Below are 14,288 nucleotides of genomic sequence, written 5' to 3'. Positions count from 1 at the left end.
CATGCTGATTCCCCGTCGGGTCAAGCACCGCAAGCAGCACCACCCGGGTCGCTCGGGCGCTGCGAAGGGTGGCACGACCATTTCGTTCGGTGACTACGGCATCCAGGCTCTCGAGCCGGCCTACGTCACCAACCGTCAGATCGAGTCCGCGCGTATCGCGATGACCCGCTACATGAAGCGTGGCGGAAAGGTCTGGATCAACATCTACCCGGACCGCCCGCTCACGAAGAAGCCTGCCGAGACCCGCATGGGTTCCGGTAAGGGTTCGCCGGAGTGGTGGATCGCCAACGTCAAGCCGGGCCGGATCATGTTCGAGGTCTCCGGTGTCCCGGAGGACGTCGCACGCGAGGCGCTGCGCCTCGCGATGCACAAGCTGCCGATGAAGTGTCGCTTCGTCCGGCGTGAGGGTGGTGACTTCTGATGGCAGTCGGTTCCAAGGACCTGACCTCCAACGAGCTGCGTGGCCTCGACGACGACCGTCTCGTCGACGAGCTGCGCAAGGCGAAGGAGGAGCTGTTCAACCTCCGCTTCCAGTCGGCCACCGGCCAGCTGGACAACCACGGCCGGCTCCGTGCCGTCCGCAAGGACATCGCCCGGATCTACACCGAGATGCGCGAGCGCGAGCTCGGGATCGGTTCGAGGGGTGAGGCCAAGTGAGCAAGTCGACGAAGGATGAGACCGTGACCGCGACCGTTGCCCGCAACGACCGCAAGACCCGCCAGGGCTACGTCGTCAGCGACAAGATGGACAAGACCGTCGTGGTCGAGGTCGAGGACCGCGTCAAGCACGCGCTCTACGGCAAGGTCCTGCGCCGCACGACCAAGGTCAAGGCGCACGACGAGGCCAACGCCGCCGGCGTCGGTGACCGCGTCCTCATCATGGAGACCCGCCCGCTCAGCGCCACCAAGCGCTGGCGCGTGGTGGAGATCCTCGAGAAGGCCAAGTAAGCCCCAGTTCGGCCAGGCTCCGCGCCGCGAGCGCGGAGAACCAGCACGACGTATAGGAGACAGATAAGTGATCCAGCAGGAGTCGCGACTTCGCGTCGCCGACAACACCGGTGCCAAGGAGATCCTGTGCATCCGTGTTCTCGGTGGCTCCGGTCGCCGGTATGCCGGCATCGGCGACACCATCGTCGCCACCGTCAAGGATGCGATCCCCGGCGGCAACGTCAAGAAGGGCGACGTCGTCAAGGCTGTCGTCGTCCGCACGAAGAAGGAGCGCCGTCGCGCCGACGGGTCGTACATCAAGTTCGACGAGAACGCGGCCGTCATCCTCAAGAACGACGGTGACCCGCGCGGCACGCGCATCTTCGGCCCCGTGGGCCGTGAGCTGCGCGAGAAGCGCTTCATGAAGATCATCAGCCTTGCCCCGGAGGTGCTCTGAGCCATGGCGTCGATGAAGATCAAGAAGGGCGACACCGTCCAGGTGCTGTCCGGCAAGGACAAGGGCCAGACCGGCAAGGTCATCGCGGTGAACCGTGAGACCAGCCGCGTCACGGTCGAGGGTGTCAACCGGGTCACCCGGCACACCAAGGCCGGCCAGTCCTCGCGCGGCAGCCGCACCGGCGGCCTCGTCGTCCAGGAGGCGCCGATCCACGTGAGCAACGTGGCCGTCGTCGACCCGTCCGACAAGAAGCCCACCCGGATCAAGACCCGCGTCGAGACCGTCGAGCGCGACGGGCGCCAGAAGGCGACCCGCGTCCGCGTCGGCGTGCGCTCGGGCAAGGACCTGTGAGAGACATGGCAGAGACTGCAACCAAGCCGCGCCTGAAGGCGCGCTACCAGGACGAGATCAAGGGCGCCCTGCGTGAGCAGTTCGGTTACGCGAACGTCATGCAGGTCCCCGGTGTCGTCAAGGTCGTCGTCAACATGGGTGTCGGTGACGCCGCCAAGGACAGCAAGCTCATCGAGGGTGCTGTCCGCGACCTCACCGCGATCACCGGCCAGAAGCCGGTCGTGACCAAGGCCCGCAAGTCGATCGCCCAGTTCAAGCTGCGCGAGGGGATGCCGATCGGCACCCACGCGACGCTGCGCGGCGACCGCATGTGGGAGTTCCTCGACCGTCTCGTCAGCACGGCCCTGCCGCGCATCCGTGACTTCCGTGGTCTGTCGCCGAAGCAGTTCGACGGCCGTGGCAACTACACGTTCGGTCTCACCGAGCAGTCGATGTTCCACGAGATCGACCAGGACCGCATCGACCGCGTCCGCGGCATGGACATCACGGTCGTCACGACCGCGACGAACGACGACGAGGGACGCGCGCTGCTCAAGGCGCTCGGCTTCCCGTTCAAGGAGAACTGAGCAATGGCCAAGACTGCCCTTGTCAACAAGGCGAACAAGAAGCCGAAGTTCGCGGTTCGCGGCTACACCCGCTGCCAGCGCTGCGGCCGTCCGCACTCGGTCTACCGCAAGTTCGGCCTGTGCCGGATCTGCCTGCGGGAGATGGCCCACCGCGGCGAGCTCCCCGGTGTGACCAAGTCCAGCTGGTGACCTGCCGGGGACAGCGGACCACCAGGCCCGCCGTCCCCACCCGCCGCAACCCGCGGCACCATCCACGAAACAGACCATCTACAGCGCAGGTCCGCCCGGCCCCCCGGGGCCGGGAGGAAACCGCACTGAGAGAGGGCGGAGAAGCCCAATGACCATGACCGACCCGATCGCGGACATGCTGACCCGTGTCCGGAACGCCAACTCGGCGCACAAGGACTCGGTGTCCATGCCGTTCTCCAAGCTGAAGAGCCACATCGCCGAGATCCTCGAGGCCGAGGGCTACATCGGCGGCTGGGCCGTCGAGGACGCCGAGGTGGGCAAGACGCTCACCATCAACCTCAAGTACGGGCCGAACCGGGAGCGCTCCATCGCGGGCGTCCGCCGCGTCTCCAAGCCCGGCCTTCGCGTGTACGCCAAGTCCACCAACCTGCCCAAGGTTCTCGGTGGACTGGGTGTCGCGATCATCTCGACGTCGTCCGGCCTGCTGACTGACCGTCAGGCCGCCAACAAGGGTGTGGGTGGGGAAGTCCTCGCCTACATCTGGTAAGGGGTAGCTGCCATGTCCCGCATCGGACGTCTCCCCGTCAGCGTGCCCTCGGGCGTCGACGTCGCCGTCGACGGCCAGACCGTCAAGGTCAAGGGCCCCAAGGGCGAGCTCAGCCACGTCGTGGCCGAGCCGATCACCGTCGAGACCTCTGACGGTGTCCTCGAGGTCAAGCGCCCCGACGACGCGCGCACGTCGCGCTCGCTGCACGGCCTGACCCGCTCGCTCATCAACAACATGGTGCTCGGTGTGACCGACGGCTACGAGAAGAAGCTCGAGATCCACGGCACCGGTTACCGCGTGCTGGCGAAGGGCTCCAACCTCGAGTTCGCCCTCGGCTACTCGCACTCCATCACCGTCGAGCCCCCGGCCGGCATCACCTTCGTGGTGGAGAACCAGACCCGGTTCTCCGTCCAGGGCATCGACAAGCAGCTCGTCGGCGAGGTCGCCGCGAACATCCGCAAGCTCCGCAAGCCCGACCCGTACAAGGGCAAGGGCGTCCGCTACGCGGGCGAGCAGATCCGCCGCAAGGTCGGAAAGGCTGGTAAGTAAGCCATGGCACTGATCGTCAAGCGCGCCAAGAGCAAGAGCGCCGCGCGCGGTCGTCGTCACTTCCGCGTCCGCAAGGTCGTCACCGGCACCGCCGGTCGTCCCCGCCTGGTCGTGTCGCGCTCCGCGCGCCACGTGTTCGTCCAGGTCGTCGACGACACCATCGGCAAGACCGTCGCGTCCGCGTCGACCATGGAGGCCGACGTCCGCACCATCGACGGTGACAAGACCGCCAAGGCCAAGAAGGTCGGTGAGCTCGTCGCCGAGCGCGCCAAGGCTGCCGGCGTCGACGCCGTCGTGTTCGACCGCGGCGGCAACAAGTACCACGGTCGCGTCGCCGCCATCGCGGACGGCGCACGGGAAGGCGGGCTGTCCCTGTGACCCACGCCGACCAGACCACCACTGTTGAGATGAGGAACATCTGATGCCAGGACCCCAGCGTCGAGGCACCGGCGGGCCCGCCACCGCCGAGCGCGGTGGCCGTGAGGGCCGCGGCGGTCGTGACGGCGGCCGTGGCGGCCGTGACGCCCGCGAGCCGGAGAAGAGCCAGTACCTCGAGCGCGTCGTGACCATCAACCGCGTCGCCAAGGTCGTCAAGGGTGGCCGTCGCTTCAGCTTCACCGCCCTCGTCGTCGTCGGTGACGGCGACGGCACCGTCGGTGTCGGCTACGGCAAGGCCAAGGAGGTGCCCGCGGCGATCGCCAAGGGTGTCGAGGAGGCCAAGAAGCAGTTCTTCAAGGTCCCGCGCATCCAGGGCACCATCCCCCACCCCGTCCAGGGTGAGGCCGCTGCCGGTGTCGTCATGCTCCGCCCCGCCAGCCCCGGTACCGGCGTCATCGCCGGTGGCCCGGTGCGTGCGGTGCTCGAGTGCGCCGGCATCCACGACGTCCTCTCGAAGAGCCTCGGCTCCTCGAACGCGATCAACATCGTCCACGCGACGGTCGAGGCCCTGCGTGGCCTCGAGCGCCCCGAGGAGGTCGCGGCCCGCCGTGGTCTCCCCGTGGACCGGGTCGCCCCCGCGGCGATGCTCCGGGCCCAGGCGGCCGGCGTCGCCGAGGCGAAGGCCGGTGCATGATGGCGCGGCTGAAGGTGACCCAGACCCGTTCCGAGATCGGTGGCAAGCAGAACCAGCGTGACACGCTGCGCAGCCTCGGTCTGAAGCGCATCGGCGACGTCGTCGTCAAGGAGGACCGTCCCGAGATCCGCGGGATGGTCAAGACCGTGACGCACCTCGTCGCGGTCGAGGAGGTTGAGTGAGCATGGCTGACACCAAGAAGGCCGCCACGGCGGCAGAGGGTGCGTCCGCACTGAAGGTCCACCACCTTCGCCCGGCGCCCGGTGCCAAGTCCGCCAAGATCCGCGTGGGTCGTGGTGAGGGTGGCAAGCGTGGCAAGACCGCCGGTCGCGGTACCAAGGGCACCAAGGCCCGGTACCAGGTTCCCGTGGGGTTCCAGGGTGGCACCACCCCGCTGCACATGCGGTTCCCGAAGCTTCGCGGCTTCAAGAACCCGTTCCGGACCGAGTACCAGGTCGTGAACCTCGACTGGCTGGAGGCGCACTACCCCAAGGGTGGCGAGGTCAGCATCGAGGACCTCGTGGCCGGCGGTGCGGTTCGTGACGGCGAGCTCGTCAAGGTGCTCGGCACCGGCGAGATCACCGTGGCCGTCAACGTGACGGCCAACGCGTTCTCCGCGAGCGCCAAGCAGAAGATCGAGGCGGCAGGCGGCTCGGCGACGACCGCCTGACCAGCCTTCATGACCACACGCCGCAGGGTCGGGTCCCGGGAGACCTCGGGAACCGGCCCTGCGGCGTCGGTCGTTCGGCCCTCGGTACCGGCAGCGCCGGTGCCGACGGGTATCTTGTGACGGTTCGTTGACGACGCGGCCCCATCTGGGGCCGCACCCCCTGGAGGACCTGTGCTCACCGCTTTCGGCCGCGCGTTCAAGACGCCCGACCTGCGCAGGAAGCTGCTCTTCACGTTCGCCATCATCGTGGTGTACCGCCTCGGCGCCCACGTGCCGACGCCCGGCGTGAGCTACCCGCTGGTCCAGCGCTGCATCGACGGCGCCGACAGCAGCAACGGCCTGCTCGGGCTGGTGAACCTCTTCAGCGGGGGAGCACTGCTCCAGCTGTCGATCTTCGCGCTGGGGATCATGCCGTACATCACGGCGAGCATCATCATCCAGCTGCTCACCGTCGTCATCCCACGGTTCGAGGCCCTCAAGAAGGAGGGCCAGGCCGGTCAGTCGAAGATGACGCAGTACACGCGCTACCTGACGATCGCGCTGGCCGTGCTGCAGTCCTCGACGCTCATCACCTTCGCGCAGAACCCGCAGACCCTGTTCGGGAACCCGGCCTGCACGAACATCCTGCGCGACGGCTCGGTCGTGACGCTCCTCATCATGGTGCTGACGATGACCGCCGGCACCGGCCTGATCATGTGGCTCGGCGAGCTCGTCACCGACAAGGGTGTCGGCAACGGCATGTCGATCCTCATCTTCACCTCGATCGCCTCGGGCTTCCCGGGCTCGCTGTGGGCCATCCAGCAGCGCTCGGGCTGGACCGTCTTCCTCGGCATCATCCTCATGGGCTTCGTCGTCATCTCCCTCGTCGTGTTCGTCGAGCAGAGCCAGCGCCGCATCCCCGTGCAGTACGCCAAGCGGATGGTGGGGCGCCGGGTCTACGGCGGGACCTCCACGTACATCCCGCTCAAGGTCAACATGGCCGGCGTCATCCCCGTGATCTTCGCGAGCTCGCTCATCGCGCTGCCGACCCTCGTGGCCCAGTTCAACACCCGCGCCGACGGCAACAACCCGGGCTGGGTCAACTGGATCAACGAGCACCTCGTGCGCGGTGACCACCCCTGGTACATGTTCATGTACATCTCGCTGATCCTGTTCTTCACGTTCTTCTACGTGTCGATCACGTTCAACCCCACCGAGGTCGCCGACAACATGAAGAAGTACGGCGGCTTCATCCCAGGTATCCGCGCCGGGCGACCCACGGCCGAGTACCTCAACTACGTCCTGACCCGGATCACGGTGCCCGGCGCGATCTACCTCGCGCTCATCTCGCTCATCCCGCTCATCGCGCTGGTCCTCGTCGACGCCAACCAGAACTTCCCCTTCGGCGGCACCTCGATCCTCATCATCGTGGGTGTCGGCCTGGAGACGGTGAAGCAGATCGAGGCCCAGCTGCAGCAGCGTCACTACGAAGGGTTCCTGAGGTAATGCGTCTGCTCATCCTCGGCCCGCCGGGTGCCGGCAAGGGCACCCAGGCGGCACGGATCGCCGAGCAGCTCGGGATCCCCGCGATCTCGACCGGCGACATCTTCCGCGCCAACATCAAGAACGAGACCGAGCTCGGGCTCCAGGTCAAGGAGATCCTCGCGTCGGGCGGGTACGTCAGCGACGAGGTGACCAACGCGATCGTCGCCGACCGCCTCGCGCAGGCCGACTGCGCCGGCGGGTTCCTCCTCGACGGCTACCCGCGCACCCTCGCCCAGGTCGACGCCCTCGACGGCATGCTCGAGGGGGCCTCGCTCGACAGGGTCCTCGAGCTCACCGTCGACGAGGACGCCGTCGTGGGCCGGCTGCTCAAGCGGGCTGAGACCGAGGGACGCTCGGACGACTCGGAAGAGGTCATCCGCGAGCGGATGGCGATCTACCACCGCGAGACCAAGCCACTGTCCGACACCTACCGGGAGCGCGGCCTCCTCGTGGAGGTCGACGGCCTCGGCGAGGTCGACGACGTCACCACGCGGATCCTCGCCGCCCTGGCCTGAGGCCTGCGGCACCGAACGCCTCGAACGGCCCCCTGCGCACCCGTGCGCAGGGGGCCGTTCCGCGTGCGGGGACAGGTGCGGGGGAGGCGATTTGGTGCATCCGGCCGAGGTCGTCTACTGTTCTCGATGTCAGGCCGCGAGAGCGGAACGGACGCCAAGCGGTTCGGCCCTCACGGGCTGGACACCAAGCAGGCCGTGCCCCGCACTGACCCCCACCGCTTCGAGTTTGGGAGCGAGCCGCGAGGCTGGTAAGGTTGGGGCCCCGCGAAGATCCAAGCGCGATCAACACCGGTTCCCGTGAGAACGGGACGGATTTGACGCCCAAGCGTGGACGCGGGTACGTTCGTCCGGTTGCCTTCTGGGAGACCGGAACGAGCACACAGCGATCAAGCCCCGACGATGCAGCTCTTCACAGAGCGAGTTGTCGGTGCGCGTCCGATCCTTGAGAACTCAACAGCGTGTCAAAAATCGATGCCAAGTTTTACCTCGTCGCATCTTTGGTGTCCTTTGCCCGTTCGGGTGGGGGTGTCAGGGGTGCACGATTTTATCCTTTGGTTGATACGGACAAGCAGTGATTTTTTTGCTGGTTGTTTGTGCTCAGCCGGGGTTTGAACTACACCTAGTGGTGGTTTTATGGATTTTCACCTTCGGGTGGATACCAAACATCAACGGAGAGTTTGATCCTGGCTCAGGACGAACGCTGGCGGCGTGCTTAACACATGCAAGTCGAACGGTGATCTTGAGAGCTTGCTCTTGGGTGATCAGTGGCGAACGGGTGAGTAACACGTGAGTAACCTGCCCCAGACTCTGGAATAACCCCGGGAAACCGGAGCTAATACCGGATATGAAGTAGAGCTGCATGGCTACTACTTGGAAAGTTTTTCGGTCTGGGATGGACTCGCGGCCTATCAGCTTGTTGGTGAGGTAATGGCTCACCAAGGCGACGACGGGTAGCCGGCCTGAGAGGGCGACCGGCCACACTGGGACTGAGACACGGCCCAGACTCCTACGGGAGGCAGCAGTGGGGAATATTGCACAATGGGCGAAAGCCTGATGCAGCGACGCCGCGTGAGGGATGACGGCCTTCGGGTTGTAAACCTCTTTCAGCAGGGAAGAAGCGAAAGTGACGGTACCTGCAGAAGAAGCACCGGCTAACTACGTGCCAGCAGCCGCGGTAATACGTAGGGTGCGAGCGTTGTCCGGAATTATTGGGCGTAAAGAGCTTGTAGGCGGTTTGTCGCGTCTGCCGTGAAAATCCGGGGCTCAACCCCGGACTTGCGGTGGGTACGGGCAGACTAGAGTGTGGTAGGGGAGACTGGAATTCCTGGTGTAGCGGTGAAATGCGCAGATATCAGGAGGAACACCGATGGCGAAGGCAGGTCTCTGGGCCACTACTGACGCTGAGAAGCGAAAGCGTGGGGAGCGAACAGGATTAGATACCCTGGTAGTCCACGCCGTAAACGTTGGGAACTAGGTGTGGGTCTCATTCCACGAGATCTGTGCCGCAGCTAACGCATTAAGTTCCCCGCCTGGGGAGTACGGCCGCAAGGCTAAAACTCAAAGGAATTGACGGGGGCCCGCACAAGCGGCGGAGCATGTGGATTAATTCGATGCAACGCGAAGAACCTTACCAAGGCTTGACATGTACCGGAAACATCCAGAGATGGGTGCCCCGCAAGGTCGGTACACAGGTGGTGCATGGTTGTCGTCAGCTCGTGTCGTGAGATGTTGGGTTAAGTCCCGCAACGAGCGCAACCCTCGTTCCATGTTGCCAGCAGGCCCTTCGGGGTGCTGGGGACTCATGGGAGACTGCCGGGGTCAACTCGGAGGAAGGTGGGGATGACGTCAAATCATCATGCCCCTTATGTCTTGGGCTTCACACATGCTACAATGGCCGGTACAAAGGGCTGCGAAACCGCGAGGTGGAGCGAATCCCAAAAAACCGGTCTCAGTTCGGATTGGGGTCTGCAACTCGACCCCATGAAGTCGGAGTCGCTAGTAATCGCAGATCAGCAACGCTGCGGTGAATACGTTCCCGGGCCTTGTACACACCGCCCGTCAAGTCACGAAAGTCGGTAACACCCGAAGCCGGTGGCCCAACTCGTAAGAGGGGGAGCCGTCGAAGGTGGGACTGGCGATTGGGACTAAGTCGTAACAAGGTAGCCGTACCGGAAGGTGCGGCTGGATCACCTCCTTTCTAAGGAGCACTGGCCGGCAGTAGCTGGTCCAGGCCCCGGTTTGCCCCCGAGTGTGGGGCACCGGGTGCTCACGGGTGGAACATCGATTAGTTGGCACCGGACCTGGTCCGGCCTGCGAGTACAGCCCTGTATGGGGTGTGGAAAGCGGTCGGGGTGGGGAAGGTGCTTGACACGTTGTTGGGTCCTGAGGGTTCGGGCGCAAGCTCACCCCCAGGCCAGTTGTGCTGGTCAGGACTCCTGCCTCGTGCGAACCGCTCCGCTTCAGCTTTGGTGCTGGCGGGTGTAGGCGCCGAACATGGTGAGAGGCCGCCCGTATGTTGAGAACTACACAGTGGACGCGAGCATCTTAAATCTTTGTGCATCAAGTTTTTAAGGGCACACGGTGGATGCCTTGGCACCAGGAACCGAAGAAGGACGTAGGAATCTGCGATAAGCCTCGGGGAGTCGATAACCAGACTGTGATCCGAGGATTTCCGAATGGGGAAACCCGGCTGGAGGCAAGTCCAGTCACTCCCACCTGAACACATAGGGTGGGTAGAGGGAACGTGGGGAAGTGAAACATCTCAGTACCCACAGGAAGAGAAAGCAACCGCGATTCCGTGAGTAGTGGCGAGCGAAAGCGGATCAGGCTAAACCGGTCATGTGTGATACCTGTCAGGGGTTGCATGGTCGGGGTCGTGGGACTTCTCAGTCAGTGCTGACACGCTGGCATGGAGTCAGAAATGTGCGTCATAGTCGAAGGGCATTGAATGGCCCGGCACAGAGGGTGCGACCCCCGTAGACGAAATGGCGTGCACTCCAGAGAACCATCCCAAGTAGCACGGGGCCCGTGAAATCCCGTGTGAATCTGGCGGGACCACCCGCTAAGCCTAAATATTCCCTGGTGACCGATAGCGGACAAGTACCGTGAGGGAAAGGTGAAAAGTACCCCGGGAGGGGAGTGAAATAGATCCTGAAACCGTGTGCCTACAAACCGTTGGAGCCTCCTTGTGGGGTGACAGCGTGCCTTTTGAAGAATGAGCCTGCGAGTTAGTGCTCAGTGGCGAGGTTAACCCGTGTGGGGAAGCCGTAGCGAAAGCGAGTCCGAACAGGGCGAATGAGTCGCTGGGTCTAGACCCGAAGCGGAGTGATCTACCCATGGCCAGGCTGAAGCGACGGTAAGACGTCGTGGAGGGCCGAACCCACTTAGGTTGAAAACTGAGGGGATGAGCTGTGGGTAGGGGTGAAAGGCCAATCAAACTCCGTGATAGCTGGTTCTCCCCGAAATGCATTTAGGTGCAGCGTCACGTGTTTCTTACCGGAGGTAGAGCTACTGGATAGCTGATGGGCCTCACCAGGTTACTGACGTTAGCCAAACTCCGAATGCCGGTAAGTGAGAGCGTGGCAGTGAGACTGCGGGGGATAAGCTCCGTAGTCGAGAGGGAAACAGCCCAGACCACCATCTAAGGTCCCTAAGCGTGTGCTAAGTGGGAAAGGATGTGGAGTTGCATTGACAACCAGGAGGTTGGCTTAGAAGCAGCCACCCTTTAAAGAGTGCGTAATAGCTCACTGGTCAAGTGATTCCGCGCCGACAATGTAGCGGGGCTCAAGCACACCACCGAAGCTGTGGCATTGACACATTGCCCGGCCACCACACCTGCGGGTTGGTGGTCCAAGCGTGTTGATGGGTAGGGGAGCGTCGTGTGGCCAGGGAAGCGGCGGAGTGATCCAGCCGTGGAGGCCACACGAGTGAGAATGCAGGCATGAGTAGCGAATGACGGGCGAGAAACCCGTCCGCCGAATAACCAAGGGTTCCAGGGTCAAGCTAATCTGCCCTGGGTAAGTCGGGACCTAAGGCGAGGCCGACAGGCGTAGTCGATGGACATCCGGTTGATATTCCGGAACCGGCGAAGAACCGCCCATGACGAACCTAGTGATGCTAAGCGCCTGAAGCCGGCCGCAGTCCACCTTTCGAGGTGGGCATGGCCGTGTGGAGCGCGCGACCCGAGCTGGTAGTAGTCAAGCGATGGAGAGACGCAGGAAGGTAGCCTCCGCGTGGCGATGGTTGTCCACGTCCAAGGGTGTAGGGAGTGACATAGGCAAATCCGTGTCACACATATCCTGAGACCTGATAGTGACCGCGTATGCGGGAAGCAGGGTGATCCTATGCTGCCAAGAAAATCTTCTAGCGAGGTTCGAGCCGCCCGTACCCCAAACCGACTCAGGTGGTTAGGTAGAGAATACCAAGGCGATCGAGTGAATCGTGGTTAAGGAACTCGGCAAAATGCCCCCGTAACTTCGGGAGAAGGGGGGCCCAGACCTTGAAGGACTTCACGTCCTAGGGGAAAGGGCCGCAGAGACCAGGGAGAAGCGACTGTTTACTAAAAACACAGGTCCGTGCGAAGTCGCAAGACGATGTATACGGACTGACGCCTGCCCGGTGCTGGAAGGTTAAGAGGACCGGTTAGACCTTCGGGTCGAAGCTGAGAATTTAAGCCCCAGTAAACGGCGGTGGTAACTATAACCATCCTAAGGTAGCGAAATTCCTTGTCGGGTAAGTTCCGACCTGCACGAATGGCGTAACGACTTCTCCACTGTCTCAACCGCGAACTCGGCGAAATTGCACTACGAGTAAAGATGCTCGTTACGCGCAGCAGGACGGAAAGACCCCGGGACCTTTACTATAGCTTGGTATTGGTGTTCGGTACGGCTTGTGTAGGATAGGTGGGAGACTGTGAAGCCGGCACGCCAGTGTCGGTGGAGTCAACGTTGAAATACCACTCTGGTCGTTCTGGATATCTAACCTCGGTCCGTGATCCGGATCAGGGACAGTGCCTGGTGGGTAGTTTAACTGGGGCGGTTGCCTCCTAAAAGGTAACGGAGGCGCTCAAAGGTTCCCTCAGCCTGGTTGGCAATCAGGTGTCGAGTGTAAGTGCACAAGGGAGCTTGACTGCGAGAGAGACATCTCGAGCAGGGACGAAAGTCGGAACTAGTGACCCGGCGGTGGCTTGTGGAAGCGCCGTCGCTCAACGGATAAAAGGTACCCCGGGGATAACAGGCTGATCTTGCCCAAGAGTCCATATCGACGGCATGGTTTGGCACCTCGATGTCGGCTCGTCGCATCCTGGGGGTGGAGTTGCTCCCAAGGGTTGGGCTGTTCGCCCATTAAAGCGGTACGCGAGCTGGGTTTAGAACGTCGTGAGACAGTTCGGTCCCTATCCGCTGTGCGCGTAGGAAACTTGAGAAGGGCTGACCCTAGTACGAGAGGACCGGGTTGGACGAACCTCTGGTGTGTCAGTTGTCCTGCCAAGGGCACCGCTGATTAGCTACGTTCGGAAGTGATAACCGCTGAAAGCATCTAAGCGGGAAGCACGCTTCAAGATGAGGTTTCCATGCACCGTAAGGTGTGAGAGGCTCCCGGCTAGACTACCGGGTTGATAGGCCAGATGTGGAAGTGCAGCAATGCATGCAGCTGACTGGTACTAATAAGCCGACAACTTGATACACACCAAAGACTTAAAATGCGTGTTCGCGTCCACTGTGCAGTTCCCGAGATACGGTCGGGAACCACCCCCACAACAGGGGTGAACCACCAAAGATATCTCCATAGAGTTTCGGCTGTCATAGCGAAGGGGAAACGCCCGGTCCCATTCCGAACCCGGAAGCTAAGCCCTTCAGCGCCGATGGTACTGCACTGGTGACGGTGTGGGAGAGTAGGACGCAGCCGGACAAACATTCCCAAAAGGGGAGGGCCCACCAGCCCTCCCCTTTTGCATACCCTCGAACAATTCGCATTCACCGCACATTCGCCTCATCCGACCAACGAGTAGGGTTCCACGTCATGGGTCTGTTCAACCGCGACCGCTGCGAGGGCAAGACCGCCGAGCAGCTCGCCGGCATGCGCACCGCGGGCCTGCTCGTCGGGCGCACCCTCGAGCTCCTCGTCGCCGCCGTGCGGCCGGGGATGACGACGCTCGACCTCGACGTCCTGGCCGAGGCGCACATCCGCGACCACGGGGGCGTCCCCAACTTCCAGCTCGTCCCGGGGTACCGCCACACGCTGTGCACCTCGGTGAACGAGGAGATCGTCCACGGCATCCCGGGTGAGCGGGTGCTCGTCGACGGCGACCTCATCTCCATCGACTGCGGTGCCCAGGTGGGCCTGTGGAACGGCGACGCGGCGGTCAGCCTCGTCGTCGGAGGGACGAGCGCGGCCCGACCCGAGGACCTCGAGCTGATCGAGGACACCGAGGCCTCGCTGTGGGCCGGTATCGCCGCCCTCCAGGTGGGCTCGAGCCTCTACGACGTCGGTGCCGCGGTCGAGGACAGCCTCACCGCGTCGGGCGGCCGCCGCGGCCGGGAGTACGGCATCGTGGAGGACTACGTGGGCCACGGCATCGGGACCTCGATGCACATGGACCCCCAGGTCCCGAACTACCGGGTCTCCGGCAAGGGACCGCGCGTGGTCGAGGGCACGACCATCTGCATCGAGCCCATGGTCGTCCTCGGCGACCAGGACAACATCGTCCTCGACGACGAGTGGACCGTCGCCACCCGCGACGGCTCCCGCGCGGCGCACTGGGAGCACTCGGTGGCGGCGACGTCCGCGGGGCTCACCGTGCTCACCGCCGTCGACGGCGGGGAGAAGCGCCTGCGCGCGCTCGGGGTGCCCTTCGCCCCCATCGACCCCGCCTGACGACCTCCTCTCACGGCCGCGCCGGCCGCGTCGGGTGTGCTCGATCTCT

The 14,288-nt window shown here is 63.6% G+C and carries 16 protein-coding genes and 3 rRNA genes; all 19 read left to right on the top strand.

Annotation, left to right across the window (positions count from 1 at the left end):
• Window position 1: 1 nt before the first annotated feature.
• The 19 genes from rplP (at window position 2) to map (ending at window position 14,239) form a co-directional block, all read left to right on the top strand.
• Window positions 2–421, top strand: a complete 420-nt coding sequence (rplP, locus tag ACFLFB_RS15320; protein ID WP_392543037.1) for a 50S ribosomal protein L16 — start codon at window positions 2–4, stop codon at window positions 419–421.
• The gene (gene rpmC / locus ACFLFB_RS15315; protein WP_392543036.1) at window positions 421–657 is read left to right on the top strand and encodes a 50S ribosomal protein L29; all 237 of its coding nucleotides are present in this window, start codon (window positions 421–423) and stop codon (window positions 655–657) included. Before rplP ends, rpmC begins: the two co-directional genes overlap by 1 nt.
• Window positions 654–947, top strand: coding sequence for a 30S ribosomal protein S17 (gene rpsQ, locus ACFLFB_RS15310; RefSeq protein ID WP_392543035.1), 294 nt, complete (start codon window positions 654–656; stop codon window positions 945–947). Before rpmC ends, rpsQ begins: the two co-directional genes overlap by 4 nt.
• A 67-nt stretch (window positions 948–1,014) precedes the next feature.
• On the top strand, window positions 1,015–1,383 hold the full coding sequence (gene rplN, locus ACFLFB_RS15305) for a 50S ribosomal protein L14 (RefSeq protein WP_392543034.1): 369 nt from the start codon (window positions 1,015–1,017) through the stop codon (window positions 1,381–1,383).
• Window positions 1,384–1,386: 3 nt separating this feature from the next.
• Window positions 1,387–1,734, top strand: coding sequence for a 50S ribosomal protein L24 (gene rplX, locus ACFLFB_RS15300; RefSeq protein WP_392543033.1), 348 nt, complete (start codon window positions 1,387–1,389; stop codon window positions 1,732–1,734).
• Window positions 1,735–1,739: 5 nt separating this feature from the next.
• Complete coding sequence (rplE, locus tag ACFLFB_RS15295) at window positions 1,740–2,300, top strand: 50S ribosomal protein L5 (RefSeq protein WP_392543032.1); 561 nt, start codon at window positions 1,740–1,742, stop codon at window positions 2,298–2,300.
• 3 nt (window positions 2,301–2,303) lie between these two features.
• Entirely contained in the window at window positions 2,304–2,489 is a 186-nt protein-coding gene (locus ACFLFB_RS15290) for a type Z 30S ribosomal protein S14 (protein WP_145229691.1), read from the top strand.
• Window positions 2,490–2,637: 148 nt separating this feature from the next.
• Window positions 2,638–3,036 (top strand): 30S ribosomal protein S8, encoded by a 399-nt coding sequence (rpsH, locus tag ACFLFB_RS15285; RefSeq protein ID WP_392543031.1) that lies wholly within the window; start codon window positions 2,638–2,640, stop codon window positions 3,034–3,036.
• Window positions 3,037–3,048: 12 nt separating this feature from the next.
• The gene (gene rplF / locus ACFLFB_RS15280; RefSeq protein WP_392543030.1) at window positions 3,049–3,585 is read left to right on the top strand and encodes a 50S ribosomal protein L6; all 537 of its coding nucleotides are present in this window, start codon (window positions 3,049–3,051) and stop codon (window positions 3,583–3,585) included.
• Between the two features lie 3 nt (window positions 3,586–3,588).
• Entirely contained in the window at window positions 3,589–3,963 is a 375-nt protein-coding gene (gene rplR, locus ACFLFB_RS15275) for a 50S ribosomal protein L18 (protein WP_392543029.1), read from the top strand.
• A gap of 43 nt (window positions 3,964–4,006) precedes the next feature.
• Window positions 4,007–4,657, top strand: a complete 651-nt coding sequence (rpsE, locus tag ACFLFB_RS15270; protein ID WP_392543028.1) for a 30S ribosomal protein S5 — start codon at window positions 4,007–4,009, stop codon at window positions 4,655–4,657.
• Entirely contained in the window at window positions 4,657–4,839 is a 183-nt protein-coding gene (gene rpmD, locus ACFLFB_RS15265) for a 50S ribosomal protein L30 (protein ID WP_035931789.1), read from the top strand. The genes rpsE and rpmD overlap by 1 nt, the downstream gene beginning before the upstream one ends.
• Before the next feature lie 2 nt (window positions 4,840–4,841).
• Complete coding sequence (rplO, locus tag ACFLFB_RS15260; RefSeq protein WP_392543027.1) at window positions 4,842–5,327, top strand: 50S ribosomal protein L15; 486 nt, start codon at window positions 4,842–4,844, stop codon at window positions 5,325–5,327.
• Between the two features lie 171 nt (window positions 5,328–5,498).
• Window positions 5,499–6,812: a preprotein translocase subunit SecY gene (gene secY / locus ACFLFB_RS15255; protein ID WP_392543026.1), complete on the top strand. Its 1,314-nt coding sequence runs from the start codon at window positions 5,499–5,501 to the stop codon at window positions 6,810–6,812.
• The gene (locus ACFLFB_RS15250) at window positions 6,812–7,366 is read left to right on the top strand and encodes an adenylate kinase (protein ID WP_392543025.1); all 555 of its coding nucleotides are present in this window, start codon (window positions 6,812–6,814) and stop codon (window positions 7,364–7,366) included. Before secY ends, ACFLFB_RS15250 begins: the two co-directional genes overlap by 1 nt.
• A 665-nt stretch (window positions 7,367–8,031) precedes the next feature.
• A 16S ribosomal RNA gene (locus tag ACFLFB_RS15245) occupies window positions 8,032–9,563 on the top strand.
• 360 nt (window positions 9,564–9,923) lie between these two features.
• Window positions 9,924–13,049: ribosomal RNA gene (locus ACFLFB_RS15240) — 23S ribosomal RNA — on the top strand.
• Window positions 13,050–13,156: 107 nt separating this feature from the next.
• Window positions 13,157–13,273, top strand: a 5S ribosomal RNA gene (rrf, locus tag ACFLFB_RS15235).
• Together the 16S, 23S and 5S rRNA genes form the textbook arrangement of a ribosomal RNA operon.
• Window positions 13,274–13,384: 111 nt before the next feature.
• The gene (gene map / locus ACFLFB_RS15230) at window positions 13,385–14,239 is read left to right on the top strand and encodes a type I methionyl aminopeptidase (protein ID WP_392543024.1); all 855 of its coding nucleotides are present in this window, start codon (window positions 13,385–13,387) and stop codon (window positions 14,237–14,239) included.
• Window positions 14,240–14,288 lie beyond the last annotated feature (49 nt).

Source organism: Oryzobacter telluris (assembly GCF_043099285.1).
GTDB classification, from domain to species: Bacteria; Actinomycetota; Actinomycetes; order Actinomycetales; family Dermatophilaceae; genus Oryzobacter; species Oryzobacter telluris.
This window is presented reverse-complemented; position numbering and strand designations above follow the sequence as displayed.

What these genes read in the sequence shown, in the direction of transcription:
- rplP (WP_392543037.1), top strand. Translation starts at nt 2, where the DNA reads ATGCTGATTCCCCGTCGGGTCAAGCACCGCAAGCAGCACCACCCGGGT.
- rpmC (WP_392543036.1), top strand. Translation starts at nt 421, where the DNA reads ATGGCAGTCGGTTCCAAGGACCTGACCTCCAACGAGCTGCGTGGCCTC.
- rplX (WP_392543033.1), top strand. Translation starts at nt 1,387, where the DNA reads ATGGCGTCGATGAAGATCAAGAAGGGCGACACCGTCCAGGTGCTGTCC.
- rplE (WP_392543032.1), top strand. Translation starts at nt 1,740, where the DNA reads ATGGCAGAGACTGCAACCAAGCCGCGCCTGAAGGCGCGCTACCAGGAC.
- ACFLFB_RS15290 (WP_145229691.1), top strand. Translation starts at nt 2,304, where the DNA reads ATGGCCAAGACTGCCCTTGTCAACAAGGCGAACAAGAAGCCGAAGTTC.
- rpsH (WP_392543031.1), top strand. Translation starts at nt 2,638, where the DNA reads ATGACCATGACCGACCCGATCGCGGACATGCTGACCCGTGTCCGGAAC.
- rplF (WP_392543030.1), top strand. Translation starts at nt 3,049, where the DNA reads ATGTCCCGCATCGGACGTCTCCCCGTCAGCGTGCCCTCGGGCGTCGAC.
- rplR (WP_392543029.1), top strand. Translation starts at nt 3,589, where the DNA reads ATGGCACTGATCGTCAAGCGCGCCAAGAGCAAGAGCGCCGCGCGCGGT.
- rpsE (WP_392543028.1), top strand. Translation starts at nt 4,007, where the DNA reads ATGCCAGGACCCCAGCGTCGAGGCACCGGCGGGCCCGCCACCGCCGAG.
- rpmD (WP_035931789.1), top strand. Translation starts at nt 4,657, where the DNA reads ATGGCGCGGCTGAAGGTGACCCAGACCCGTTCCGAGATCGGTGGCAAG.
- rplO (WP_392543027.1), top strand. Translation starts at nt 4,842, where the DNA reads ATGGCTGACACCAAGAAGGCCGCCACGGCGGCAGAGGGTGCGTCCGCA.
- ACFLFB_RS15250 (WP_392543025.1), top strand. Translation starts at nt 6,812, where the DNA reads ATGCGTCTGCTCATCCTCGGCCCGCCGGGTGCCGGCAAGGGCACCCAG.
- map (WP_392543024.1), top strand. Translation starts at nt 13,385, where the DNA reads ATGGGTCTGTTCAACCGCGACCGCTGCGAGGGCAAGACCGCCGAGCAG.